Raw genomic sequence first — 24621 nt, forward strand, 5'->3', positions numbered from 1 at the left:
ATTAGAGCCCACTCCAGCGTCCGGGTTATTGACTCTGATCAACTTGCGAACAACTCGCAAATCGACAGAATCGGTACCGATCGAGCACAGCCGGCGCGGCGCCGGCGTCCTTCAGCCGCGCATGCGCTCCACCGCCCACACCGCCGCCTCGACCCGCGAGCGCAGGTCGAGCTTGCGCAGGATGTGCTTCACGTGCACCTTCACCGTGCCCTCGGCGATGTCGAGTTCGCGCCCGATCTGCTTGTTCGACAGGCCCTCGGCGATCTTCTCCAGGATGCGCGTCTCCTGCTCGGTGAGGCCGGCCGCCCCCACCGACTGCGGCCGCGACTCGCTGCGCAGCGCGGCGGCGAGCAGGTTGTTGAGCTGCTCGGGGATCACCGTGCGCCCGGCGGCGACGGCCTGCAGCGCCTCGAGCATGGCCTCGGGCTCCATGTCCTTGAGCAGGTAGCCGTCGACACCGCCGCGCAGCGCCGACACCACGTCCTCGCCCGAGTCCGACACGGTGACCATGACCACCCGCATGTCGAGACGCGCGGCGCGCAAGCCGCGCAGCACCTCGAGGCCGCTCATGTCGCGCATGTTGAGGTCGAGCAGGATCAGGTCCGGACGCAGCTCGCGGGCGAGCATCAGCCCCTCCGCCCCGCCAGCCGCCTCGCCGACGAGCTGGAAGCCCGGGATCATCTGCAGCAGCTGCACCATCCCGCGGCGGAACAGCGGATGGTCATCGACGATGAGCACGCGTTGCGTTTCGGTCATGCGCTGGCTTCTCCCTGTGCGCTGCGGGCGTCCGTCGCCGACGCCGCACCCCCGGTGGCGGCCCGGAAGCGGACGCAGACCCGGGTTCCGCCGCGGTCCATGGGGGCGATCTCGATCTCCCCGCCCATGCTGTGCGCACGCTCGCGCATGATGGTCAGGCCGTGGTGGTTGTGCGCATCGGCCGGCGGACCGCCGATGCCGTCACCGTCGTCCTCGACGCTGAGGCAGACCGATCCGTCCGCCGCCCCGTGCAGTGCCACCCGCGCCGTGCGCGCCCCGGCGTGGCGCACCATGTTCGACAGCGCCTCGCGCACGATCTGCAGCACGTGCACCTCCTGGTTGGGGCTGAGCTGGCAGTGCCCCAGGTCGACGTCGAGCGCGATGTCGACGCCACCGCGGGTGCCGTACTCGCGCACCGCGTCCTGGATCAGCGTGGCGAGGTCGGCGGACAGCCCGAGGCGGAAGGACACCAGCAGCTCGCGCAACTGGCGGTAGGCGGCGTTGATGCCCTCGCGCAGGTCGGCGATGATGGGCGCGGCCTGGGCGTTGCAGGCCGGATCGGCCACCACCGGCTGCAGCAGGCTGACCTGGATCTTCATGTACGACAGCGCCTGCGCCAGCGAATCGTGCAGTTCGCGCGCGATCGCCGAGCGCTCCTCCTGCAGCGCCAGCAGGCGCTCCTGTTCGCTGCGCCGCGCCGCGCCGAGCGCCATGCCCATGTGGCGCGACAAGGCCTCGATGAGCTGGCGCTGCCAGTCCGCCAGGCGTACGCCGTCGGCCAGCGCCAGGCGCAGCATCCCGTAGTGGTGTTCGCGGTCGCGCAGCGGAAAGCGCAGCAGGCCCGGATTGTGCAGCGCCAGGCCGTCGCCGCCGGACGCGGCGCGGCAGGCGCCGCAGGCCTCGTCGCCGCGCGCCAGGCGGTCCGGACAGGGGCCGATCGACGACGCGATCACCGTCGCCGGCCCGCCCTGGGGCGGCTCGATGCACACGAAGCTGCCCTCCAGCCCGGCTACGCGGTCGATGTCGCGCAGCGTGGCCTCGTAGGCCTCGGCCGCGGTCGGGGTCTGATACAGGCGCGCGATAGCGTGGTACAGCAGCTCGAGCGAGCGGTTGCTGCGCTGCAGCTCCGCGGTCTTGTCGGCGACACGCTGCTCGAGCGTGCGGTAGTGCTCCTCGAGCTTGTCGGTCATCAGGTTGAACGCTCGCCCGACCCGGCCCAGCTCGTCCTCGCCGCTGTAGCTCACGCGCACGCCGAAATCGCCGTCGGCGATGCGCCGCGCCGCATCGAGCAGGCCGCGCAACGGCCGCAGCAGCGCGCGATGAAGCATGAACAGCGCGATCAGGACCACCAGGATGGTCACACCGATGGCGACGCCGAGGATGAAGCGCAGGTCCTGGATGCGGGTCTCGGTGTCGTGCTCGAGCACGGCCACCAGGGTGTTGAGCTGCTCGACGAAGGCATCCACCTCGGTCAGCAGCAGCTCCACCTGCTCCGCCGGCGGCGGTGGCGAGCGGCTGCCGAGCGCCTCGATGCGCGGCTTCAGGCTCATGTGCCAGGAGGCGTGCACGCCGCGGTAGGTGGCGGCGAACAGGTCGCCGGGCGCGCGCTCGATGAAGCGCAGCAGCGCCGGATGCTCGAGCTGGCGCTCGAAGTCGACCACCGCATCCGCGACCCGCGCGGTCTGGAAGCGACCGTTGAGGGAGTCGACGGCGATCAGGTTGGCCACCCGGTGGGTGTAGCGGCGCAGGCTGCCGGCGATGTTGATCGCGCTCGCACTGCCGCGCGTGCTCTCGACGACCACCACCGAAGCGCTCATGCCCGCCAGGCTGATCAGCGTGAGCGCGAGCATCGCCACCGATACCAAGAGCATGATCGAGCGCCGGACCAGCAGGCGCGGAATCGCGAATTGCATCATCGGCCTCCTTGCGGGCCTTCACCCCGCCGGCAACGTGGACGTATCCCTTCCACGCCGTTTCCTCCATCGAGACACCGCAATGCTTTCATTTTCTCTTCATTATCAATGTCTTGAAAAAGTTCCCAACTACCTCTTTCGAGGTATGCGCACCTACTCCGCCGCGCCCTCCGCCAGGGCGGTGCAGCATGCACGCAGCACTCGAGCGGCTAGTCTACAGCCCGATCGCCATAGTTGGCGTCAGCAGGAGAGTCGCATGAGCAGCCACAAGCCCCCCGCCGTCGATACCCAGGACTTTCTGGCCCGCTTCGCGCCGTTCAACATGCTCGACGACAGGGAGCGCGCCCGCATCCAGGCCGGCGCCCGCCCGATCCACGCCGCGCGCGGGGAACTGCTGCTGCAGCAGGACGACTGTCCGCGCGGGGTCTATCTGGTGCTGTCCGGGCGGGTGAAATGCTTCGTGCTGTCGCCCTCGGGCGGCGAGAAGATCGTGAATCTGGGCGAACCGGGCGGCTTCTTCGGCGAGGACGCGGCCCTGCTCAACCGTCCCCACATCGTCAATGCGCAGGCGATGTGCGCCAGCGAGCTGCTGCTGGTGCCGACCGTCATCCTGCGCGAGACCATGGTGAGCTCGCCGGCGTTTTCGGTGTCGATGGCGATGCGCCTGGCGATGGCCAACTACGACCTGCTGGCGACGATGCAGATGCAGCTGCAGATGAGCGGCACGCAGCGCGTGGCACATTACCTCACCCGCCTGGCCCCGGACGATGCCGAGCGCTGCGAGATCCGCCTCGACATCGACAAGCAGACCATCGCCGCCCAGCTCAACCTCACCCCCGAGACCCTGTCGCGCATCCTGTCGCAGCTCACCCGCGAGGGCATGATCCAGCCCCGCGGCCGGCGCGGCATCGTGCTCAGCAAGCTGTCCGAGCTGCGCAGCTGCGCAGCGCACTGAACAACGGCGCACGCGCGCATCCATCTGCGCGCGGCAGGTTTCAGGCCTCGCCCCCAGCCAGGGGCAGGATGTGCTGCAGGTGCGCCGGAACGGCGAGCCAGCGGCTGAAGATGCGCCAGATGTCGGCGTCGAAGGCACGCACCGCGGTCGTCGCCAGCTCCCGCGCCACACCCGCGTCGGCCACACTCCCCAGGTAGCACCAGCGGTCGAAGACGTGGACGCGGGTGAAAGGACTCGCCGGATGATGCTCGGCGACGCCCACCGCGCCCGGCCACGGCCAGGGCTTCGTCCCCACGCCGGCAAGCGCCGCGGCCAGACGCGCATCGTGCTCGGCCGCCGACTCGCGGCCGGCGCACACGCCGGCGCAGCGCCGGGCGGCATGGGCCGAGCACGCCCCGCTGCCGCCCTCCAGGCCGAGGCGGCGCGGACACAGGCGATACAGCATGGCCAGCTCGCGCAGCAGGTTGTCGGCCTCGCGGCGGTTGCGGAACACGCCGTACAGGCCCGCCCAGCCGGCCGGATCGGTGCCCGCGATCGGCACCGCCTCGTGCATCGGCGCCCGCCGCCGGTTGGCCAGCAGGCGCAGCGCGAAGGCGCCGTCGGCGGGCTCCTGCGGGCGGTTGAAGGGCGGGCGCAGGTCGCGCAGCAGCACGAGTTCCTGCAGCGAGGTGTCGAGCTCGCCCGCGGTCTCGATCCACTCCACGCGCTTGACCTTCGCCACCAGCTCGGCATCGCGCCCCTTGCGCACGTTGGGCGCGAAATGTTCGCGCACCCGCGCGCGCAGGCTCTGCGCACGGCCGACGAACAGCGGCTGCTCGCGCCGCCCGTCGACAGGCGGCTCCTCGGCGGCGTGGAAGAGATAGAGGCCGGGCACGTCGGGCACCGCCTCGAGCATGCCCTCGGGCAGGCCGGGCGGCAGCGCCGGCGCCTTCATCGCGCGCTCGGCGGCGCGCGCCAGGACCTCGGGGGCGAACGCCGCCTCCACCTGGCGCACGAACTGCCAGAGGACGTCGACGTCGCCCATCGCACGATGGCGTGCCTCGCAGACCAGGCCGTGGCGCTCGATCAGCGCATCGAGGCCGTGACGGTGATGCTCGGGGAACAACGCACGCGACAGCTTGACGGTGCACAGCACCGGCGCATCGAACTCGCGGCCGATGCGGGTGAAGGCGTTCTTGATGAACCCGAAGTCGAAGCGCGCGCTGTGGGCGACGAACACGCAGCCTTCGAGCAGCGCGGCGACGGTGTCGGCGAGCGCCTCGAAGGCCGGCGCGTCGGCGACCATGGCGTCGGAGATGCCGGTGACCTGCTCGATCAGCGGCGGAATGGGCTGGCCGGGCGCGACCAGGCTCTCCCAGCGCGCGACCACCTCGCCGTCCTCGATGCGCAGGATGGCGATCTCGGTGATGCGGTCGCGCACCGGATGCGCCCCGGTGCTCTCGACATCGATGATGGCCAGTCGGCGCGGCAGGCTCATGCCGGCCCGCCGCGCAGGATGGGGACCGCGCTCACGAATGGCCGCCGGCGCACGCGGCGCACTGGCGTGCGGGCAGGCGCTGCCGGCTCAGCGCGAAATGCGCGCAGGCTCAGCGGTTCGCGTCGTAGTAATAGGGCTTGACCGGCACGCGCGCGGTGGCGAGACGCTCCTGCTCGTCGACGCGCTGCGGCTTGTCCCACCACAGGGCGCGGCCCTTCTTCTGCTCGTCGCGCTGCTCCGGATGCTTCTCCATCCACTCGCGCATGAACTTCGTGTGATCGGATTCGTACATCGCCATGTCGGGCCCCTGTTGATGTGATTGCGGCGCGCATTGCGCTGCGGTCGGCCCGCATTCTACCAGCGCCGGCGCCGCTCAGCCCACGCGTCCGTCGGCCTTCACCCGGCCGATGCGGACGACTTCCTGCACCCGGCGCACCGCGCGCATGACCCGCGCCAGATGCATGCGGTCATGCACCTGCAGGGTGAAGCTGAGCGCGGTGTAGTCGCCCTGCTCGCTTTCCATACTGACGCTCTGGATGTTGCAGTCTTCCTCGGCGATCGCGCTCGCCACCCGCGCCAGCACCCCGCGCAAGTTGCGGCTGAGCACGCGGATGCCGACGTCGAACATGCGCTCGTCGACCACGTGCTCCCATTCCACGTCCACCCAGCGCCCACGGTCGCCGCGCAGCTTGGCCACGTTGGGACAGTCGTGGGTATGCACCTCCAGCCCCTGGCCCTTGCGCAGCGTGCCGATGATCGGGTCGCCGGGGATCGGGTGGCAGCAACGCGCGAGCTGCACCGCCACGCCTTCCGAGCCGCGGATGGTGATCGCGCCCGCGGGCTTGGGCTTGACCACGTCGGGGCGGCCGGACTCCAGGTCCTGGGCCTCGGCCACGCGGCGGGCGACGATCACCGGCAGGCGCTTGCCCAGCCCGATGTCGGCGAACACGTCCTTCTTGTTGCGCACCCCGCGGTCGCGCAGGAAGCGGTCCCAGGCGAAGGTGGAGATCTGCCCCAGGGTGAGCCCGTGCGGGCGCAGGGCCTGGTTGAGCAGGCGCTCGCCGAGCGCGACCGATTCGTCCTGCTGCGCGTTCTTGAGGAAATGGCGGATCTGCGAGCGCGCCTTGCCGGTGCGCGCGTAGGACAGCCAGGCCGGATTGGGGTTGGCGTGCGCGGCGGTGATGATCTCCACCTGGTCGCCGTTGCGCAGTTCGCTGCGCAGCGGCATCAGGTCGCCGTTGATGCGGCAGGCCACGCAGCGGTTGCCGACGTCGGTGTGCACCGCATAGGCGAAGTCCACCGGGGTCGAGCCCTTGGGCATGGAGAAGATCTTGCCCATCGGCGAGAACACATAGACCTCGCCGGGGAAGAGGTCGATCTTGACGTGCTCGAGGAACTCGGTGGCCTCGCCCGAGGTGGATTGCAGCTCGAGCAGCGACTGCAGCCAGGAGTGCGTCTTCTGCTGCAGCTCGGTCAGCGTCTTCTCGTCTTCCTTGTACAGCCAGTGCGAGGCCACCCCGGTCTCGGCGATGTGGTGCATCTCGCGGGTGCGGATCTGCACCTCGACCGGCATGCCGAAGGGCCCGATCAGCGTGGTGTGCAGGCTCTGGTAGCCGTTGGCCTTGGGGATCGCCAGGTAGTCCTTGAACTTGCCCGGCACCGGCTTGTACATCGAGTGCAGCGCGCCGAGCGCGAGGTAGCAGCTCGGCACGTCCTTGACGATGACGCGAAAGCCGTAGATGTCGAGCACCTGCGAGAAGGACAGGCGCTTCTCGACCATCTTGCGGTAGATGCCGTAGAGGTGCTTCTCGCGGCCCTGCACCTCGGCGGCGATGCCCCACTGCGGCAGGCGCTCCTCGATGCTGGCGAGGATCTTGCCGACCACCTCGCGGCGGTTGCCGCGCGCCGAGCGGATCGCCTTCGACAACACCTCGAAGCGCAGCGGGTACTTGTTGCGGAAGGACAGCTCCTGCAGCTCGCGGAACAGGTCGTTGAGGCCGAGGCGGTTGGCGATCGGGGCGTAGATCTCCAGCGTCTCGTTGGCGATGCGGCGGCGCTTGGCCGGACGCATGTGGTCCAGCGTGCGCATGTTGTGCAGGCGGTCGGCGAGCTTGATCAGGATGACGCGCAGGTCGCTCGCCATCGCCAGCAGCATCTTGCGGAAGTTCTCCGCCTGCGCCTCTTCCTGCGAGCGGAACTCGATCTTGTCGAGCCTGGACAGGCCATCGACCAGCTCGGCCGATACCCTGCCGAAGCGCTCGGCGATCTCCGCCTTGGAGATGTGGGTGTCCTCCATCACGTCGTGGAGGAGCGCGGCGATCAGCGCCTGGGGGTCGAGATGCCAGTCGGCGACCAGCGAGCACACCGCCACCGGATGGCTGACGTAGGGCTCGCCACTGACGCGGAACTGCCCGGCGTGGGCATCGGCGGAGAAATGGTAGGCCGCCTCGACGCGGCCCACGTCCTCGGGCTTGAGGTAGGTCTGGAGCTTGGCCTTGAGCTGCTGGAAGTCGAGCGACAGCACGCTCGACACCGGCGGGCGGAAAGGCTGGGGGGCTGGGCCCGCTTCTGCGGTGTTCATGCAACCCCCGGGCGGGATCAGGCCTGGCCGCGGTTCAGCATCTCGAGACCGACCTTGCCCGCCTCGATCTCGCGCAGCGCGATCACGGTGGGCTTGTCCCGGTCCAGCGGGTCGACGTCGATCTGTGCGGTGCCGCCGGCAGTGAGCTGGCGCGCGCGATAGGTGGCGGCCAGGGTGAGCTGGAAGCGGTTCGGAATCCTTTTCAGGCAGTCTTCGACGGTGATGCGGGCCATGTTCAATCCTGTTCGAGAAAGGCGAAATATTCGGGATGCCGCTGGTGCTGGTTGGCGCAACGCAAACGCGCAGCCCGCACTACGGCGACCAGGTCGTCGAGCGCGGCATCGATTTCGTCGTTGATTATAACGTAGTCGAATTCGGCGACATGGCGCATTTCCCCGCGCGCGCCGAGCAGGCGGCGGCTGATGACCTCGTCGCTGTCGGTGTTGCGGCCGCGCAGGCGGGACTCGAGCGCCTCCATCGACGGCGGCAGGATGAACACGCCCACCGCACCCGGGAAGTGCTTGCGCACCTGCTGCGCGCCCTGCCAGTCGATCTCGAGCAGGGTATCGCGGCCGGCCTCGATCTGCGCCTTGAGCCAGACCCTGGAGGTGGCGTAGTAGTTGCCGTGCACCTCCGCCCACTCCAGGAACTCGCCGCGATCGCGCAGGCTGCGGAAGGTGGCCACGTCGACGAAGTGGTACTCGCGCCCGTCCTGCTCGCCGGGGCGCGGGGCGCGGGTGGTGTAGGAGATCGACAGCTGCACGCGGGGATCGCGCTGCAGCAGGCCGCGCACCAGGGTGGTCTTGCCGGCGCCCGAAGGCGCGGTGACGATGAAGAGGGTTCCGGGCATCGGCCTGCTTTCCTTTGGGTTCTTGGTTCTCTATTCGAGGTTCTGCACCTGCTCGCGCATCTGCTCGATCAGCACCTTCATCTCCATGGCGATGCCGGTGATGTCGGTCGCGGGCGACTTGGAGGCGAGGGTGTTGGCCTCGCGGTTGAGTTCCTGCATCAGGAAGTCGAGCCGCTTGCCGGCCGCGCCGCCGGCCTTGAGGATGCGCTCGACCTCGTCGAGGTGGGTGACGAGCCGGGTCAGCTCCTCGTCCACGTCGATGCGCTGGGCGTAGAGCGCCACTTCCTGGCGGATGCGGTCCTCGTCCAGGCCGGCGACGGCGTCGCGCAGCTTGGCGGTCAGGCGCTCCTGGTATTCGATCACCACCGCGGGCATGCGCGGCGTCGCGGTGGCGACCAGCTCGCGCATGCGCGCGACGCGCTCGCGGATCATGTCGGCAAGCTTCTCGCCCTCGCGGCGGCGGGTCTCGACCAGGTCGTCGAGCGCGGCGTTGGCGAGCTCGACGATCGCCGGCAGCATCTCGTCGAAGCCGAGGCTGTCGTCGGCGAGCATGCCGGGCCAGCGCAGCAGCTCATTGACCGACAGCGGCGCGGCGTCGGCGAAACGGGCGCGCAGCGTGGCCTGGGCATCGGCGAGCTGGTCGAGCAGCGCGGCGTTCAGCGCCATGTTGCGCGGCGCGGCGTGGCCGGCCTGCAGATTCAGGCGGCACTCGACCTTGCCGCGCCCGAGGCGGGCCGAGATGCGCTCGCGGATCGCCGGCTCGGCCGCGCGCAGGTCGTCCACGATGCGGAAACCGAGGTCGAGATAGCGCGAATTCACGCTGCGCAGCTCGAGGTGGAGGCTGACACTGCCCAGGTCTCGCGTCTGGACTGCGAAACCCGTCATGCTTTGAACCATATAGGCGCTCCGGGAACCCTGTCCCATCGATTAGACTGCAGGGTCCGATCAGGTCTGAAAAACCGCGAAAGCAGCGATTCTAGCGCTCCCGAAGATGCCGTCTCAAGCCAACTGCGCCCTGCCACAGGGCTTTCAGCTCGACCAGTACCGCATCGAGCGGCAGCTGTCGCTGGGCGGCTTCTCGATCGTCTACCTGGCCTACGACGCCCAGGACACCCCGGTCGCGATCAAGGAATACCTGCCCAACGCGCTCGCGCTGCGCCGCGAGGGCCAGACCGAGCCGCAGGTGCCGGAAGAGCATAGCCTCGCCTTCCGCTACGGCATGAAGTGCTTCTTCGAGGAAGGACGCGCGCTCGCCAAGCTGATGCACCCCAACGTGGTGCGCGTGCTCAACTTCTTCCGCGCCAACGGCACCGTGTACATGGTCATGCAGTTCGAGCGCGGGCGCACCCTGCACGAGCACATCCGCAAGCACCAGGGCGGGCTCGGCGAGATGCCGATCCGCGCGGTGTTCGCGCGCCTGCTCAACGGCCTGCGCGAGGTGCATTCGCACCGGCTGCTGCACCTCGACATCAAGCCCTCGAACATCTACCTGCGCACCGACGGCACGCCGGTGCTGCTCGACTTCGGCGCCGCCCGCCACGCCAAGTCGCCCGAGGACCAGCCGGCACTGAAGCCGATGTACACCCCCGGCTACGCCGCGCCCGAGCAGTACGAGAAGCGCGAGCGGCTCGGTCCATGGACCGACATCTACAGCGTCGGCGCCAGCCTCCATGCGAGCGTGACCGGCCGCGCCCCGCCGCGGGCGGACGAGCGCCTGAAGGCCGACACGCTGCAGCCGCTGGCGCGCACCCACGCCGGGCGCTACGACGCCCAGCTGCTGGAACTGATCGACTGGTGCCTGCAGCTCGACCCGCTCGACCGGCCGCAGAGCGTGTATGCGCTGCAGAAGGCCCTGATCCACCGCCATGCCGCGGCCGATCGGCCCGAGCACTGGTTCACCGACCTCGGCAGCCGCCTGAAGTCCTTCATCGGCCGCAGCTGAAAAGGCACGCCATGCGTTTCACGATCTACCAGGAAAGCCGCGTCGGCTGCCGCAGCAACAACCAGGACCGCATCGCCCACTGCTATTCGCGCGAGGCCTTGCTGATGGTGGTCGCCGACGGCATGGGCGGTCACCAGCACGGCGAACTCGCCGCCCAGCTCGCCGTCCGCCACATCGCCCAGGCCTTCCGGAACGAGGCGCGGCCGCGGCTGGTCGATCCGGGGCTGTTCCTGTCGCGCACGCTGACCGGCGCGCACCATGCGATCCTCGACGACGCGCTCGACCGCATGCTGCCGGAAGCGCCGCGCACCACCATCGTCGCCTGCGTGGTGCAGGACGGCGCAGCGCACTGGGCGCATGCCGGCGATTCGCGCCTGTACCTGATGCGCGGCGGCTACATCGTCGCCCGCACCCGCGACCATTCGCGCGCGCAGTTGCTGGTGGACCAGGGCGTGCTGCAGCCCGACGAAGCCCTCCTGCACCCCGGCCGCAACCGGCTGTACTCCTGCCTCGGCGGCAACCAGCCGCCGCAGGTCGAGCACTCGCCGCGCACGCCGCTGCGCGACGGCGACATCCTCGCGCTGTGCAGCGACGGCGCCTGGGGCCCGGCCAGCGACGAGAGCATGCTGATCCACCTCACCGCCATGCCCCTGAACCGCGGCGTGCCGGGCCTGCTCGACGAGTCCGAACGCCGCGCCGGCACCACCGCCGACAACCTGTCGATGGTGGCCATGTGCTGGCACGACGAGGACAATACCGGTGCCGCGAGCGCGCAGGCGATCTCCACCCGCAGCATGGCGCTCGACGACTTCACCACCCGGCTCGACATGACGAGCATGGGTGCGGAAGCCGCCGTCGGCCTCGACGAGGACGAGATCGAGCGCGCCATCCGCGAGATCAACGCCACCATCCGCAAATTCGACCAGAACCGATAGGACACCCCGATGCGACCCAGCCAGCGCCAGCCCGACCAACTCCGCGACGTCCGCCTCACCCGCGGCTTCACCTGCCACGCCGAAGGCTCGGTACTGGTCGAATTCGGCGCCACCCGCGTGCTGTGCACCGCCAGCGTCGAGGAGTCCGTGCCCGGCTTCCTGCGCGGCCGGGGCCAGGGCTGGGTGACCGCCGAGTACGGCATGCTGCCGCGCGCCACCCACACCCGCAGCGCGCGCGAGGCCGCCAAGGGCAAGCAGAGCGGCCGCACCCAGGAGATCCAGCGCCTGATCGGGCGCAGCCTGCGCGCGGTGGTCGACCTCGGCGCGCTCGGCGAGCGCCAGGTCATCGTCGACTGCGACGTGCTGCAGGCCGACGGCGGCACCCGCACCGCCGCCATCACCGGCGCCTGCGTCGCGGTGCACGACGCGCTGGTCGGCCTGGTCACCGCCGGCAAGCTCGCCCACAACCCGATGCGCGAATTCGTCGCCGCGGTGTCGGTCGGCATCCACCAGGGCGTGCCGGTGCTCGACCTCGACTACGCCGAGGACTCCGACTGCGACACCGACATGAACGTGGTGATGACCGAAGGCGGCGGCCTGATCGAGGTCCAGGGCACGGCCGAAGGCACGGCCTTCTCGCGCGCCGAACTCAACGCCCTGCTCGACCTCGCCGAACTCGGCGGCCGCCGGCTGTTCGAACTGCAACGTGCCGCGGTGCGCTCGGCCATCCTCTCCGCCTGACTTCGGCCGACGCCCCTGCTTTCGCTCCCCGGCCCCCGTGGGAGCGGCGGCAGCCGCGACACCCACGCACCGAACGCAGCGCCACCGCCCCCAGGAGCCCCGAATCATGAGCAAACGACTCGTCCTCGCCAGCAACAACGCCAAGAAGGCCGCCGAGATGCAGGCCCTGCTCGCCCCGCTCGGCATCGAGGTCATCCCGCAATCGGTGTTCGGCGTGAGTGAAGCCGAGGAACCGCACCCGAGCTTCGTCGAGAACGCGCTCGCCAAGGCCCGCCACGCCTCCGCCGCCACCGGCCTGCCCGCGGTCGCCGACGACTCCGGCCTGTGCGTGGAAGCGCTCGACGGCGCCCCAGGCGTGATCTCCGCCCGCTTCGCCGGCGAACCGAAGTCCGACGCGCGCAACAACGCGCTGCTGCTGGAGAAGCTCGCCCACCTCGGCGAACCGGCGAAGCGCCGCGCGTATTTCTACTCCGCCGTGGTGCTGGTGCGCCACGCCGACGACCCGCGCCCGCTGATCGCCGACGGCGAATGGCACGGCGAAATCCTCACCGCCGCGCGCGGCGAGGGCGGCTTCGGCTACGACCCGCTGTTCTGGGTCCCCGAGCTGGAGCAGACCGCGGCCGAACTCGACGCCACGCTCAAGAACACCCTCAGCCACCGCGGCGCCGCGATGCGCCACCTGCTCGCCCGCCTCGCCTCGCATCCGCTGTAAGCCACAGCGCACCGGAACCACCACCCGCCGTGACCACCCGCCGCATCATCCCGCTGACCCCCGCCACGATCCCTGCGCGCGCCCTGCCGCTGCCCGAACGTCCGCAGCTCGAAACCCCGCCGCCGCTGTCCCTGTACGTGCATTTCCCGTGGTGCGTGAAGAAGTGCCCCTACTGCGACTTCAACTCCCACGCCCCGCGCGAGGGCGGCATCCCCGAGCAGGCCTGGGTGGACGCGGTGCTCGCCGACCTCCAGCACGCCCTGCCCCAGGTCTGGGGCCGGCGGGTGCACAGCGTCTTCATCGGCGGTGGCACGCCCAGCCTGATGTCGGCGGCCACGCTCGATGCGCTCCTCACCGGCATCCGCATGCTGCTGCCGCTCGACCCGCTCGCCGAGGTCACGCTCGAGGCCAACCCGGGCACGGTGGAGGCCGGGCGCTTCCGCGACTACCGCGCCGCCGGCGTCAATCGCCTGTCGCTCGGCATCCAGAGCTTCGACGACGTCATGCTGGCGAAGATCGGTCGCATCCACGGCGGCGACGAGGCCCGGCGCGCGATCGACGCCGCACGCACGCACTTCGAGCGCGTGAACCTCGACCTGATGTACGCGCTGCCCGGCCAGACCCTGGACATGGCGCTCGCCGACCTGGAGACGGCCATCGGCTTCGGCGTGCAGCACCTGTCCTGCTACCACCTCACGCTCGAGCCCAACACCCCCTTCGCGCACGACCCGCCGCCGCTGCCCGACGACGACAGCGCCGCCGACATGCAGGACGCGATCGAGGCCCGCCTGGCCGCGGCCGGCTTCGCGCACTACGAGACCTCCGCCTTCGCCCGCCCGCACGAGCAGAGCCGCCATAACCTCAACTACTGGACCTTCGGCGACTACCTCGGCATCGGCCCCGGCGCCCACGGCAAGCTCTCCAGCCACGAGGGCATCCGCCGCGAGATGCGCCACAAGCATCCGACGCGTTATCTGGAAGGCGCGGCGCGCGGCGACTTCATCCAGGAAGCGCGCGAGGTGTCGGTGGCGGAACTGCCCTTCGAGTTCATGATGAACGCGCTGCGCCTGACCGAAGGCGTGCCGGCGAAGCTGTTCGCCGCGCGCACCGGGGTGCCGATCGAGTCCATCACCGACGAGCTGGCGCAGGCGCGCGAGCGCGGGCTGCTCGATACGGCGGACGGCCAGCTGCGGCCGACCGCGCAGGGTCGTCGCTTCCTGAACGAGTTGCTGCAGGTGTTTCTGCGCGATTGAGCCGCCCGGGCGGGTGGAAAGCGGGGAACAGGGCGGCGCCAGTGCCGGCACCTGATTCATGACCAACAGGACTATCGTGCGCACCTCGACTACCTGCATTTCGATCCGGCCAAGCGCGGGCCCGTCGGGCGAGCCGCAGACCGGGCTCGTTCGACGTTCCCCGCCTGCGTGGCGCGCCCTGCGCCGCCTCGCCCTGCCCTGGCTGCTGCTGGCGCTGCACGCGGCCGGCACCAGCGCGGCCACCCTGGCCGGCGGCCCGATGGCCGGTCCGGCGACGGCCGAACGCGTCGGCGTATGGCTGATGACCGACGCCCCCGCTCAGGTGCGGCTGGAGTACTGGCCGCACGGGCAGCCCGACGCGGTACAGCGCAGCACGCCGGTCGCCGCCAGCCCCGAGCGCGGCCTCACCGCGCGCGTCGAGCTCGACGGCCTGCAGGCCGCCACCCGCTACGCCTACCGCGTGCTGCTCGACGGCACCCCGGTCGAACTCGGCGAGGCGCCCGCGTTCACCACCGCCCCCGCGGATCCGGCCGCGCCGCGCGAGCTGCTCATCGCCACCGCCTCGTGCACCTACGTCCCCGACCCGCCTTACGAGGTCACGAAGGACTCTTTCGGCGCCGGCTTCGAGATCTTCGACACCGTCGCCGCACGGCGACCCGACGTGATGCTGTGGCTCGGCGACAACATCTACTACCGCGACAGCGACTTCGAGCGCGCGGACGAGGCCGCCGCGCGCATGCACCGGCGCTGGGCGGCCACGCGCAGCTTCGCGCCGCTGCAGCGGCTGCTGCGCACCGGCCAGCACGTCGCCATCTGGGACGACCACGACTACGGCCCGAACAACGCCAACCGCGACTTCGCGCTCAAGGCGACGGCGCTGGCGCATTTCAAGGACTACTGGGCGAATCCCGGCTACGGCCTGCCCGACGTGGCCGGCACCTTTACCCGCGTGCCGCTCGGCGACGTCGAGCTCTTCCTGCTCGACGACCGCTACCACCGCGACGACGACGCCAGCGAAGACCCGGCGCGGACCATGCTCGGCACGGCCCAGCTCGAGTGGCTCAAGGGCGCGCTGCGCGACTCGCGCGCCACCTTCAAGCTGGTCGCCAACGGCAGCCGCATGCTCAGCGACCGCCCCTCGCCCGAGCAGCGCGGCGGCGAGGGCTGGCACAACTTCCCGGCCGAGCGCCAGGCCTTCATCGACTGGCTCACGGCGCAGCGCATCGACGGCGTGTTCTTCGTCTCCGGCGACATCCACTACACCCACCTGACCGAGCGCGAGCGACCCGGCACCTACCCGCTGACCGAGCTGACCTGCTCGCCGCTGACCGCGCGCGTGCATCCCCGGCCCTTCCCGGTGCGCGAGGTGCCCGGGACGCTGGTCACGCAGCGCAACTTCTGCACGCTGGCGTTCTCCGGGCCGGCCGGCGCGCGCCTGCTGCGCGTCTCCGCGTGGGACGCCGCTGGCACGCGCCTGTGGCAGGCGGAATTTCCGGCCGCGCGGCTGCGCACGCCGTGAGCGCGCCGGTCCGGCACGGGCCATGTCAAAAACCCGGGGGCAATCAAATGCAGCACCCGACCCCACTCACCCTTTCATTACATGTAAAAGCACGAGATCGACGCATGAGACTCCACATGAAGCACATGGCGGCCGCATTGATCGGTCTTTGTGTCCTCCTTTCGAGCGGCGCGGCCGTGGCCGCAACACCTCAAGAGGGAAAGGCAAGGGCTGAGGTGCAAACGCACGACAGGCAAGACAAGCAAAGCCCGGGGGCGGAGTCGCTAGAACAAGATCCCGGCAATCGCGCTTCACTGCTTTCGCTGATTCTGGTTGGCGGCGTGATGGTCGTGGCTGTAAAGCTCGCCGTTGCTTTCGCGAAAAAGAAGATGGAAGAAGACATCAGGATCGCGCAAGCGAAAGCCGATTCCGAGAAGCAGCAAAACGGATCGCGAACGAACCTGCTTCGCTGATCACCTCATGCTCGAGCTTCGCGCCCCAGCGCGTCAGGACTTCACGATCCGGTCGTATCGCTCGCACTTCCTGCATCTCCACCTCCTCCTTTGTCAGCACTCGGGGATGCGGACGCGGCAAGCAGCGCGGCCTCGAGGATCAGCTGCTCCGGAATCGCCTCGAAGCTCACCCTTCCGACCTCCAGTGTCCGGCACTCCGCGCCGCCGCAGGCCGAGCAGCAGGTGCTTTTGCCGACGCCCGCGCCCAGCCAATCCTCGATCGAACGCCCGGCGATCCAGATCCGGTTCGATTCCGAGGGCATGCCCTTGAACGCGTCGAGCGCGATCTCCCGCGTTTCCAGAACGGGCTCGATGCCAAGCGGCCGCAACGCCTCCCGAAGCTTGGGGATGGCCTGGACGATGGCGTCGTACGTGCCGCCGCAGCGCTCGCAGGTCTCCCCTTCAGGCGTGACGAGTCGCTGCCACAGGATGTTCAGGGTCTTCATCTTGATCGAAGTCCTCGTGAGCCAGACGCCAAGCTGAAACGATCTGGCGGCCTGGGATCCGTTCACTGGGGAACGCTGGCGGCCGATGCTGTCAGCCTCGCACGACCTCACTATCGTAAAGCTTTGACCCGCCGTCAAAAGGCTTGTTGCTCGTCGGGCAGGCGACAGGAGACGGGTCCGGCATCGAATCCCTCAACCCGCTTCGCACCTCATGTCTCGGACACGATTGCTGGAGCTGAAGGCCTACGTGATCGGGGCAGGCGGTTTTCGACCCAGAGCAGCCGTAGAGCCTTTGGGAAAGCTGTCGTTCAACGTTGGAGCTAAGCGGCGGATTTGGCGAAGCCAAAGACGTCCGACTTGAGCGAATTGTTAGCGGGTGAACCCGCCAACGGGAATTGGTGCGGAGGGGAGGAATTTAACCTCCCGCGTTCTCTCCTGGAAGGCAGCATATTTAGGCGCATATGTATCCCTCGTCTGGGTTGGAGCTTTTACCGACAGGCCTCCGCAGGAACGCTGCTCCGCACCAAACACTAACCACGCAACTAATAACAAGGGTGATTGAGTCAAACATCTTTACCTCCATCGCGCTGAAATAGACCGCGGATATCGACAGCAAAAACACCAACCCAAACGAGATATCAATACTTGCTTCTATATGAGCCTTGAACTCCAAGACTTTTAGGGCCAAAGCCCGCTAATGTCAAATTTGAACGGCGCCGGAGGCGCCCATGTCGAACGAAATATTAGCCATGTTTTATTTCAGGGTGGCGCTCTTCTAAGTACAGCTTTAAGCGTCTCTCAAAGCGCTCCTGAGTGGAAAGTTCCCTACGCTCCGAGGCTCGCGCTCCGGACAAAGTTTCGACAGCCATTTGGTTTGCAACGTGTGATTCCGCTTTACGGATACACAGTCGTTCGTGAGCCACCACGATATTGACGAATCCAACTGCAAAGAGAGTCTCTAGCACTTCACGTGGCTCTTGTTCATCTTTAAATTCGTCAGGAACAACAGGAGCTGACCTTGAAAGGAGGACGTTCTTTGCATCGAGGCCGTCCTTAACTGAGAATTCGGTATAGGGATTGTGAGCAAATCGATTTCGAATCGTGTTAATCAAATTGAATACAGGGCGCAGATCTCTCCTTAAGATGCCTAGTCCTGTTGCGAAATCAACTTTCAGCAAGAAAGCAACGCGTTCAATTTCAATTGCATCCGCCTTCGGCAACGCCTCCAGCAGTGCTATGTTCAATAGCTGATCTATAGAATAGTGCGCCTTAACAACCAATGACAAAAGATCCGGCGCGTCTTTCAATAGCCCTTCGAATTGTGATTCTCTACTGACAGCGACCATCAAAGTCTATTCCTTACGCTTTCGTCAACCTTTTTCTGGCGACAGTTTTTCCGCATAACATCTGAACGCCGAATAAAATGTCCTGCGAGTTACTATTTAAATGTAGGAACCACGCTCAAGGCAAGACAACAAGACAGGAATCGCAGCAGCCTACAGCTTAGTGGGCTGATGCCCCATCTGGCGCATAGGCAGAGAGCATACCGCCTCGTCCAGATGGCCGCTATCCGGATCGGGTGGCGACTGGCTGTTTGTGGCCGCATCCAGCCAAACGTCCAGTAATTCTCCCGGCCCCAACCCTTAACGTTTCTTCTTCGCCCGAATATAGAGCACCTTGCTGGTTCCACCCGGCGCAACCCGCTCCTCGGTGAGGAACAGATCATCCCGACCCCGCACCAGATCAGAAAGCTTCTTGAAACCATGAAGCCGTGAATCGAAATCGGGCTGGATCTTCTGCAGATAACTGCCGAAGGTGCCGAGATGAGCCCAACCGGAATCATCAGCGGATTTTTCCAGGGCCTCCATCAGGAAGTCGGTGGGAAAGGCCGGGCGCGCCAGCGTGGGTGCGGACGCGGGCGTCGCCTCGGGCGCCTCGATGGCAGGCGATGATCCGTTCGCCGACGCGGTCGGTTCAACCGCGGCAGCCGGCTTGCGCAGCACTTCCGTGAAGATGAACTTGTGGCAGGCGTTGCGGAATGCCTCGGGAGTCTTCTGCTCACCGAATCCATACACCAGCAGCCCTTCTTCCCGCAGTCGCACGGCCAGGCCGGTGAAGTCGCTGTCGCTGGTGACCAGGCAGTAGCCATCGAAGCGGCGGGTGTAGAGCAGATCCATCGCGTCGATGATCATGGTGCTGTCGGTCGCATTCTTGCCGCTGGTGTAGGCGAACTGCTGGACAGGCTTGATCGAGTAGCGGTTGAGGACCTTCTTCCAGGATGCGCTGTTGGGCGAGGTGAAGTCGCCGTAGATCCGCCGCACCGTGGCTTCGCCGAAGCGGGCGACCTCCTCGAGCAGGCCCTCGATGACGCCGGCCTGGGCATTGTCCGCGTCGATGAGGACGGCGAGACGCTTGGCGGGTTCTTCCGCTTCGACACGGACCACAGTCTTCGGCTGCATGTAGCACCTATGGAATTCGACTATGCACCGAGTATAGCCGCTAGGCTCCCAAAGGTATCGAGGCTTGGCGCACGGTCAGGTACGCCCTGCCGCGACGCGCCATGCTTGGGGGCGAGGTCATGCCCCCGGGCCGTGGCGCCCCGCACCAGCCGCGCCGGACGGCGGCGCTTCCTCATTCGCGCGGCTCCCCTCGTCCATCCGCCGGATCGCCTCCTGGCCCTGGCGGGCGAGACCGGCGAGGCGGTCGATCTGGGCGTCGAGCCTGGGCAGCGCATCGCGGCGGTAGCGCGCCAGGTCGTCGATGGCGCCGAGCACGTCGGCGAAGGCCTGTTCGAGCTGGCCCATGTCGAGCATGGCGGACGAGGCGCGCGTCTGGATGTCCACGCCCTGGGTGCGCAGCGCCTGCGCGGTGCCGGCGATGAGCGCGGAGGTGGTCTGGTTGAGCGCGGCGACGCGGTCGAGCACCAGACGCTGGTTGGCCAGGCCGAGGGCGACGGTGACGGCGACGTTGAGCGCCGACACGGTGACGTTGATGGCGCGATCGACGCCGCGGATCAGCTCGCGGTTGTTGCGGATCACGACCTCGAGCGCGAGCACGCCCTGCTGGCTCACCGCGACCTGCTGCTGCAGGTCGATGATGCGCTGGCGCAGCGGGAACAGGAGCTCTTCCTCGACGAAGGCGCGCCGCGGCGCGGGCAGCGTGGCGGAGGCGGCCTCGCGGGCGAGGCGGCGGTCGATCATGCGGCCGAGTTCGACCTGGCGTTCGAGCTGGGCGAGGATGGCGCGCAGGGATTGCTGGTCGTCGGCCAGGGTCAGGTTGTCGCGGCGCAGCATGTCGGCGCCGGACTGCAGGTCGCGGATGATGGCGTCGAGCGCGTCCTGCGCCTTCTCGTACTTCTGGAAGTAGCGCTGCATCGGCTTGCCGACGCCGGGGATGAAGGACAGCGCGCGCGACAGGCCCTCGCCGCTCAGCTTCTGGCGCGCGGGGTCGAGGTCCTGCATCTTGTCGCGCAACGCGAGCAGGGCCTGCGCCACCGGACCGCCCTCGTCGCCCTGGTGGGCGAGCTTGCGAATCGGCGCCTGCAGCATCTCGCTGCGCCACGCCGCCTGGCGCTGCAGCTCGATGCCCATGGTGTCGACGGCCTCGCGCTGACGGTGGAGCTCGGCCTCGGCGGTGGCGAGCGCGTCGCGCACGAAGGCGTCGGCGGTGGCGGCGAGTTCGGGGTCTTCGGGCGCGTCCGCGGGCTGCGGCGGAACCGCCTGGCGCGCGATGTCCTCGATCGGGGGCAGTGACAAGCTCATTGCAGCACTCCTCGGTTCAGGGCTTGCGGCCGTACAGGCCGGCGCGCTCGGCGAAGCGGCGCAGTTCCTGCAGCGCCTGCTCCATGTTGCCCGCCGCGGCGCCCTGGCTGCGGCCGGTGTCGATGCGCGCCACGGCAACCGCGACGTCGTCGAGCGCGGTCAGCGCGGCCTCGTTGCCGGCGGCGATCTCGGCCAGCCGGCGCTCGGTCTCGTCGGCGATCGCCAGCCGGCGGCGCAGGGCCTCGCGCTCGGTGGGGTTGAGGCGCGCGCCTTCGCGTTCCAGCCGTTCGCGCACGAAATCGGCATCCAGCCCGGCGCTGCCGTGCACCAGCTCGACCATCGCCCCCAGCCCGGCGGCGGCCTCACGGCCGACCTCGCCGACCAGGCCGCGGGCGCGCTCGTAGGTGACTTCGCGCGCGTCGAACTTGTCGTCGAGCACGTCGAGCGCACGGTGGTAGCGGGTGAACAGGCGGTCGGCCTGCACTGCGAGATCGGGCCGGCGCAGGTCGACGAGCTCGCGCTTGACCTCCCACAGCTGCAGCACCACCGCGTCGGCATCGGTGGGGGCGAAGCCGGGATCGAGTGTGAGCAGGTCGCGCTCGCGGCGCGCATTCGCCTGTTCGCTGCGCTGGCGTTCGCGGGCCGCGGCGCGTTCGCGTCCGGCGCGTGACGCACGCCAGCGCCGCCAGCGTTTCTCGATGAAGAGCTCCACCGGCACCGCGGCCAGCCCGGCGAGCCAGCCGCCGAGGCTGGCGCCGAAGCCGCCCCACAGCGAGGTCAGCAGCAGCAGCATCGCCACCGAGGGCATCGCCACCGCGTAGCGCAGGATCACCTGCCAGCGCGAGGCCACCTCCTCCGGCACGACCAGGCGCGGCTCGTACAGCCCGGCCAGGAACCAGGGCATGAAGGTGGTCAGCAGGCCGAAGGCGAAGCCCTGCAGGAAATCGAACATTACGCGGCGCCGAGCGCCGGGTTGAGGGTGTAGGTTCCGGTGATCTTCGCTTCGGCGAGCACATGGCCGGCGATCGCGGCGCGCACGTCCTGGCCGCTGAAGCGGCCTTCCACCGCGCAGCGCGGCACGTCGAGCGCATACAGCGTGAACACGTAGCGATGCACGATCTCGTCGTTCCACGGCGGGCAGGGGCCGTCGTAGCCGTGGTAGTCGCCCTTCATCGACTCGTCGCCGGCAAACCAGGCGGTGTAGTCGTTGACGCCGTGGCGGGCGCCGAGCGCGGTCTCGGGGCCGGGCTTGCCGCCGGGGGTGACTTCGCCGGAGAAGTGGCCGGCGTCGATCGCGCGCAGCTCGGCGGGCAGGTCCACCACCACCCAGTGGAAGAAATCCACCCGCGGCAGGCTGGCCGGCACCGTGCGGCCTTCCTTGTTCACGTCGTCGCCCCTGCTCGGCACGTCGGGGTCGTGGCAGATCAGCGCGAAGGATTTCGTGCCCGCGGGCACGTCGGACCACGCCAGCTGCGGATTGCGGTTGGCGCCGAGGCAGACGTGACCCTCGTCGGCCGGAATGCAGAAGGCGAATTCGCCCGGGATGCGGGCGCCGTCGGTGAAGCTCTGGCTGGTGAGTTTCAAGGCATTCTCCTCGCGGGTTGAAGTGGTGGCTGCAGGCCGGCGCCAGGACGCCGGGTCAGGGCGTCTCGCACAGGCAATGGAGGTACAGGTGGCGCGGATCGTTCCAGCGCAGAAGCTCGGCGGTCGAGCGCTGCACCTCGCCGAGCAGCGCGCCCAGCGGGCCGCTCGCCAGGCCGCCGCCGACCAGATCGAGGCCGAGGTCCTCGCCGGTGCTCAGCAGGCGGCGCAGCATGCGCTGCTCGAAGGAATCCACCGCCTCCGGCCACACCAGCTCGTACTCGCTGATCCCGGCGCGCGCGGCCGCCGCGGCGATCGCGTCCTGCAGGCCGCCGAGCTTGTCCACCAGGCCGAGCCCGCTGGCAGCCTCGCCGGTCCATACCCGGCCGCGGGCGACCGCATCGACCTCGCCGGTCGTCATCTTGCGCGCCTGCGCCACCACGTCGAGGAAGCGGCGGTAGCCGTGCTCGATGCTGAGCTGCATGGCCGCGGCCGCGTCCTCGTCGAGCGGGCGGCGCGGGTCGAGCGCGCCGGCGAGCGGCGCGGTGGCCACGCCATCGACGCCGATGCCGAGCCGGCGCAGCGGTTCGGAGAACTCCGGGAACAGGCCGAAGATGCCGATCGAGCCGGTGACCGTGGCCGGCGCGGCCCAGATCTCGTCGGCGCCGGAAGCGATCCAGTAGCCGCCCGAGGCCGCCACCGAGCTCATCGACGCGATCACCGGCTTGCCGGCCTGGCGGGTGAGCTCCAGCTCGCGGCGGATCAGCTCGGAGGCCCAGGCGCTGCCGCCCGGGCTGTCGATGCGCAGCACCACCGCCTTGACGCTGTCGTCCTCGCGCGCCTCGCGGATCAGGCGCGCGAAGGTGTCGCCGGCGACCACGCCGGTGGGCTCCATGCCGTCGACGATCGTGCCCTGGGCGACGATCACCGCGATGCTGTCGGAGGCGCCCTCGCCCTGGCGACCGACCACCGCCAGATAGCCTTCGACGTCGATGCTGCGCGCCTCGTTGCTGTCGGCCGCCTTGCCCGCGGTCTCGATCAGGCGCGCGCGCCACTCGTCGCGGGTGCTGAAGCGATCGACCAGCCCGGCCTTCAGCGCGGCCTGCGCGGCGTCGCCGCCGCTGGCCTCCAGCGCCTGGCGGATGCCGGCCACATGGGCGTCGACCGCGTCCGGCGTCAGCTTGCGGCTGGCGGCGATGTCGTCGCGCATGATCCGCCACAGGCCGTCGAGCAGGTCGCGGGTGGATTCGCGGTCCTCCGCGGACATGTCGTTGCGGGTGAAGGGTTCGGAGAAGGACTTGTACTCGCCGACGCGGAACACGTGCACCTTGACGCCGAGCCTGTCGAGCGCGTCCTTGAAGTAGGTGCCGTAACGCGCCAGGCCGCGCAGCAGCACGAAGCCGTCGGGCGACAGATGCACCTCGTCGGCCACCGAAGCGAGGTAGTACTGCGACTGGGTGAAGCGCTCGCCGCGCGCCAGGACCGGCTTGCCCGAGGTCTTGAAATGCTCGATCGCGGCGCGCAACTCGGCGAGCTTGGACAGGCCGCCGCCGACCAGCTCGTCGGTCTCGATCACCAGTACGGCGATGCGATCGTCGTCGCGCGCGCGGCGCACCGCCTCGGTCAGGTCGGCCAGGCGCACCTGCCCGGCCGGCGCGCCGCCGGCACGTAGCAGCGCGAGCGGGGGCTCCAGCTCGGCCTGCTCGACGATGGTGCCCACCGGCCGCAGCACCAGCGCGGAGCCGGCCGGCACGTCCGGCTCGGGATGGAAGAAGAAGGCCACCAGCACGCCGATGCCGAAGATCAGCAGCGCGTAGAACACGCCGCGCACGATCAGGTCGAGCAGGCGCACGAACATGCGCAGCACGTTGTAGATGAAGCGGAACAGGCCTCGAATCACGCCCTCGGGTCCTCGATCGGTACGGGTTGGTCGGCTCGGATCAGTCGGCGCGGCGGCGGAACACCAGGTCCCACACGCCGTGACCCAGCTTCAGACCGCGGTTTTCGAATTTCGTCAGCGGCCGGTAGTCGGGACGCGGCGCGAAGCCGTCGGCGGTGTTCTGCAGCAGCGGCTCGGCGGAGACGACTTCCAGCATCCAGTGCGCGTAGTCCTCCCAGTCGGTGGCGCAGTGCAGGTAGCCGCCGGGGGCGAGCTTCTGCGCGATCAGCGCGACGAAATCGGACTGGATGATGCGGCGCTTGAAGTGGCGCTTCTTGCGCCACGGGTCGGGGAAGAACACATGCACGCCGGCGAGTGCGCCGTCGGCGATCATGTCGCGCATCACCTCGACCGCGTCGTGCTGCATGATGCGCAGGTTGCTCAGCCCGCCCTCGGCGATCAGCTTGCACAGCGCGCCGACGCCCGGCGTATGCACCTCGATGCCGAGGAAGTCGTGATCCGGCATCGCCGCGGCGATCCGCGCCGTGGTCTCGCCCATGCCGAAGCCGATCTCGAGGATCTTCGGCGCCTTGCGGCCGAAGGCGGCATCGAGGTCGAGCGGCGCGACGCGGTAGTCCATGCCGATCTTCGGCAGCATGTCGTCGAGATAGCGCTGCTGCGCCTCGGACATGCGGCCCTGGCGCAGCACGAAGCTGCGGATGCTGCGGCTGGAGAAACGGTGCTCGGGACTGTCGCGGCCGATGATCTCGACCCCGGCGACCGGCGCCATCCCGTCATGCTTCTGCGCTGCCGACGCGCCGCCGGCCTG

24 protein-coding genes are annotated in these 24621 nt (G+C 68.8%); 8 read left to right on the forward strand and 16 right to left on the reverse strand.

The window, feature by feature from the left end; genetic code table 11:
• Nucleotides 1-111: 111 nt before the first annotated feature.
• Both narL and CKCBHOJB_RS17670 read right to left on the reverse strand, forming a co-directional pair.
• Nucleotides 112-756 (reverse strand): two-component system response regulator NarL, encoded by a 645-nt coding sequence (gene narL, locus CKCBHOJB_RS17665; protein ID WP_281049974.1) that lies wholly within the window; start codon nucleotides 754-756, stop codon nucleotides 112-114.
• Entirely contained in the window at nucleotides 753-2672 is a 1920-nt protein-coding gene (locus CKCBHOJB_RS17670; RefSeq protein WP_281049975.1) for a HAMP domain-containing protein, read from the reverse strand. Before CKCBHOJB_RS17670 ends, narL begins: the two co-directional genes overlap by 4 nt.
• A gap of 253 nt (nucleotides 2673-2925) precedes the next feature.
• Between CKCBHOJB_RS17670 and CKCBHOJB_RS17675 the strand changes: the two genes are divergently transcribed.
• Nucleotides 2926-3624 (forward strand): Crp/Fnr family transcriptional regulator, encoded by a 699-nt coding sequence (locus CKCBHOJB_RS17675; protein WP_281049976.1) that lies wholly within the window; start codon nucleotides 2926-2928, stop codon nucleotides 3622-3624.
• 40 nt (nucleotides 3625-3664) lie between these two features.
• Here CKCBHOJB_RS17675 and CKCBHOJB_RS17680 read toward each other — a convergent pair whose 3' ends face one another.
• The 6 genes from CKCBHOJB_RS17680 to CKCBHOJB_RS17705 form a co-directional block, all read right to left on the reverse strand.
• Nucleotides 3665-5101, reverse strand: a complete 1437-nt coding sequence (locus tag CKCBHOJB_RS17680; RefSeq protein ID WP_281049977.1) for an exonuclease domain-containing protein — start codon at nucleotides 5099-5101, stop codon at nucleotides 3665-3667.
• 109 nt (nucleotides 5102-5210) lie between these two features.
• The gene (locus CKCBHOJB_RS17685; RefSeq protein ID WP_281049978.1) at nucleotides 5211-5399 is read right to left on the reverse strand and encodes a DUF3460 family protein; all 189 of its coding nucleotides are present in this window, start codon (nucleotides 5397-5399) and stop codon (nucleotides 5211-5213) included.
• A 75-nt stretch (nucleotides 5400-5474) separates the two neighbouring features.
• Nucleotides 5475-7682, reverse strand: a complete 2208-nt coding sequence (locus CKCBHOJB_RS17690; RefSeq protein WP_281049979.1) for a bifunctional (p)ppGpp synthetase/guanosine-3',5'-bis(diphosphate) 3'-pyrophosphohydrolase — start codon at nucleotides 7680-7682, stop codon at nucleotides 5475-5477.
• Nucleotides 7683-7699: 17 nt separating this feature from the next.
• Nucleotides 7700-7915, reverse strand: a complete 216-nt coding sequence (gene rpoZ, locus CKCBHOJB_RS17695) for a DNA-directed RNA polymerase subunit omega (RefSeq protein WP_281049980.1) — start codon at nucleotides 7913-7915, stop codon at nucleotides 7700-7702.
• 2 nt (nucleotides 7916-7917) lie between these two features.
• A complete protein-coding gene (gmk, locus tag CKCBHOJB_RS17700) occupies nucleotides 7918-8532 on the reverse strand; it encodes a guanylate kinase (protein WP_281049981.1) in 615 nt (204 codons plus the stop codon).
• A gap of 30 nt (nucleotides 8533-8562) precedes the next feature.
• Nucleotides 8563-9429, reverse strand: a complete 867-nt coding sequence (locus CKCBHOJB_RS17705) for a YicC/YloC family endoribonuclease (RefSeq protein ID WP_281049982.1) — start codon at nucleotides 9427-9429, stop codon at nucleotides 8563-8565.
• A gap of 94 nt (nucleotides 9430-9523) precedes the next feature.
• Between CKCBHOJB_RS17705 and CKCBHOJB_RS17710 the strand changes: the two genes are divergently transcribed.
• The 7 genes from CKCBHOJB_RS17710 to CKCBHOJB_RS17740 all read left to right on the forward strand — a co-directional run bounded on the left by CKCBHOJB_RS17710 (nucleotide 9524) and on the right by CKCBHOJB_RS17740 (nucleotide 16086).
• Nucleotides 9524-10474 carry a serine/threonine-protein kinase gene (locus tag CKCBHOJB_RS17710; protein WP_281049983.1) on the forward strand — a complete coding sequence of 317 codons (951 nt, stop codon included), beginning with the start codon at nucleotides 9524-9526 and terminating at the stop codon, nucleotides 10472-10474.
• Nucleotides 10475-10485: 11 nt separating this feature from the next.
• Nucleotides 10486-11409: a PP2C family serine/threonine-protein phosphatase gene (locus CKCBHOJB_RS17715; protein WP_281049984.1), complete on the forward strand. Its 924-nt coding sequence runs from the start codon at nucleotides 10486-10488 to the stop codon at nucleotides 11407-11409.
• A 9-nt stretch (nucleotides 11410-11418) separates the two neighbouring features.
• Nucleotides 11419-12150 carry a ribonuclease PH gene (gene rph, locus CKCBHOJB_RS17720; RefSeq protein ID WP_281049985.1) on the forward strand — a complete coding sequence of 244 codons (732 nt, stop codon included), beginning with the start codon at nucleotides 11419-11421 and terminating at the stop codon, nucleotides 12148-12150.
• A 106-nt stretch (nucleotides 12151-12256) separates the two neighbouring features.
• The gene (gene rdgB, locus CKCBHOJB_RS17725; protein ID WP_281049986.1) at nucleotides 12257-12862 is read left to right on the forward strand and encodes an RdgB/HAM1 family non-canonical purine NTP pyrophosphatase; all 606 of its coding nucleotides are present in this window, start codon (nucleotides 12257-12259) and stop codon (nucleotides 12860-12862) included.
• 29 nt (nucleotides 12863-12891) lie between these two features.
• Nucleotides 12892-14115, forward strand: a complete 1224-nt coding sequence (gene hemW, locus CKCBHOJB_RS17730) for a radical SAM family heme chaperone HemW (protein ID WP_281049987.1) — start codon at nucleotides 12892-12894, stop codon at nucleotides 14113-14115.
• A gap of 58 nt (nucleotides 14116-14173) precedes the next feature.
• Complete coding sequence (locus CKCBHOJB_RS17735) at nucleotides 14174-15634, forward strand: alkaline phosphatase D family protein (RefSeq protein WP_281049988.1); 1461 nt, start codon at nucleotides 14174-14176, stop codon at nucleotides 15632-15634.
• A 116-nt stretch (nucleotides 15635-15750) separates the two neighbouring features.
• The gene (locus CKCBHOJB_RS17740; RefSeq protein WP_281049989.1) at nucleotides 15751-16086 is read left to right on the forward strand and encodes a hypothetical protein; all 336 of its coding nucleotides are present in this window, start codon (nucleotides 15751-15753) and stop codon (nucleotides 16084-16086) included.
• A 41-nt stretch (nucleotides 16087-16127) separates the two neighbouring features.
• On the opposite strand, the gene CKCBHOJB_RS17745 is transcribed toward CKCBHOJB_RS17740, so the two are convergent.
• From CKCBHOJB_RS17745 to trmB, 8 genes are all read right to left on the reverse strand, one after another.
• The gene (locus CKCBHOJB_RS17745; protein ID WP_281049990.1) at nucleotides 16128-16571 is read right to left on the reverse strand and encodes a DUF2703 domain-containing protein; all 444 of its coding nucleotides are present in this window, start codon (nucleotides 16569-16571) and stop codon (nucleotides 16128-16130) included.
• A gap of 743 nt (nucleotides 16572-17314) precedes the next feature.
• Nucleotides 17315-17917 carry a hypothetical protein gene (locus CKCBHOJB_RS17750; protein ID WP_281049991.1) on the reverse strand — a complete coding sequence of 201 codons (603 nt, stop codon included), beginning with the start codon at nucleotides 17915-17917 and terminating at the stop codon, nucleotides 17315-17317.
• A 297-nt stretch (nucleotides 17918-18214) separates the two neighbouring features.
• Complete coding sequence (locus CKCBHOJB_RS17755) at nucleotides 18215-19030, reverse strand: NYN domain-containing protein (protein ID WP_281049992.1); 816 nt, start codon at nucleotides 19028-19030, stop codon at nucleotides 18215-18217.
• Nucleotides 19031-19147: 117 nt separating this feature from the next.
• A complete protein-coding gene (locus CKCBHOJB_RS17760; protein WP_281049993.1) occupies nucleotides 19148-20332 on the reverse strand; it encodes a toxic anion resistance protein in 1185 nt (394 codons plus the stop codon).
• 16 nt (nucleotides 20333-20348) lie between these two features.
• Nucleotides 20349-21284 (reverse strand): cobyrinic acid a,c-diamide synthase, encoded by a 936-nt coding sequence (locus CKCBHOJB_RS17765; protein WP_281049994.1) that lies wholly within the window; start codon nucleotides 21282-21284, stop codon nucleotides 20349-20351.
• Complete coding sequence (locus tag CKCBHOJB_RS17770) at nucleotides 21284-21916, reverse strand: YbhB/YbcL family Raf kinase inhibitor-like protein (RefSeq protein WP_281049995.1); 633 nt, start codon at nucleotides 21914-21916, stop codon at nucleotides 21284-21286. Before CKCBHOJB_RS17770 ends, CKCBHOJB_RS17765 begins: the two co-directional genes overlap by 1 nt.
• Before the next feature lie 55 nt (nucleotides 21917-21971).
• Entirely contained in the window at nucleotides 21972-23813 is a 1842-nt protein-coding gene (gene sppA / locus CKCBHOJB_RS17775) for a signal peptide peptidase SppA (protein WP_281049996.1), read from the reverse strand.
• 40 nt (nucleotides 23814-23853) lie between these two features.
• Complete coding sequence (trmB, locus tag CKCBHOJB_RS17780) at nucleotides 23854-24582, reverse strand: tRNA (guanosine(46)-N7)-methyltransferase TrmB (RefSeq protein WP_281051724.1); 729 nt, start codon at nucleotides 24580-24582, stop codon at nucleotides 23854-23856.
• Nucleotides 24583-24621: the final 39 nt, after the last annotated feature.

The sequence above is a fragment of the Thauera sp. GDN1 genome, assembly GCF_029223545.1.
Classification (GTDB): domain Bacteria; phylum Pseudomonadota; class Gammaproteobacteria; order Burkholderiales; family Rhodocyclaceae; genus Thauera.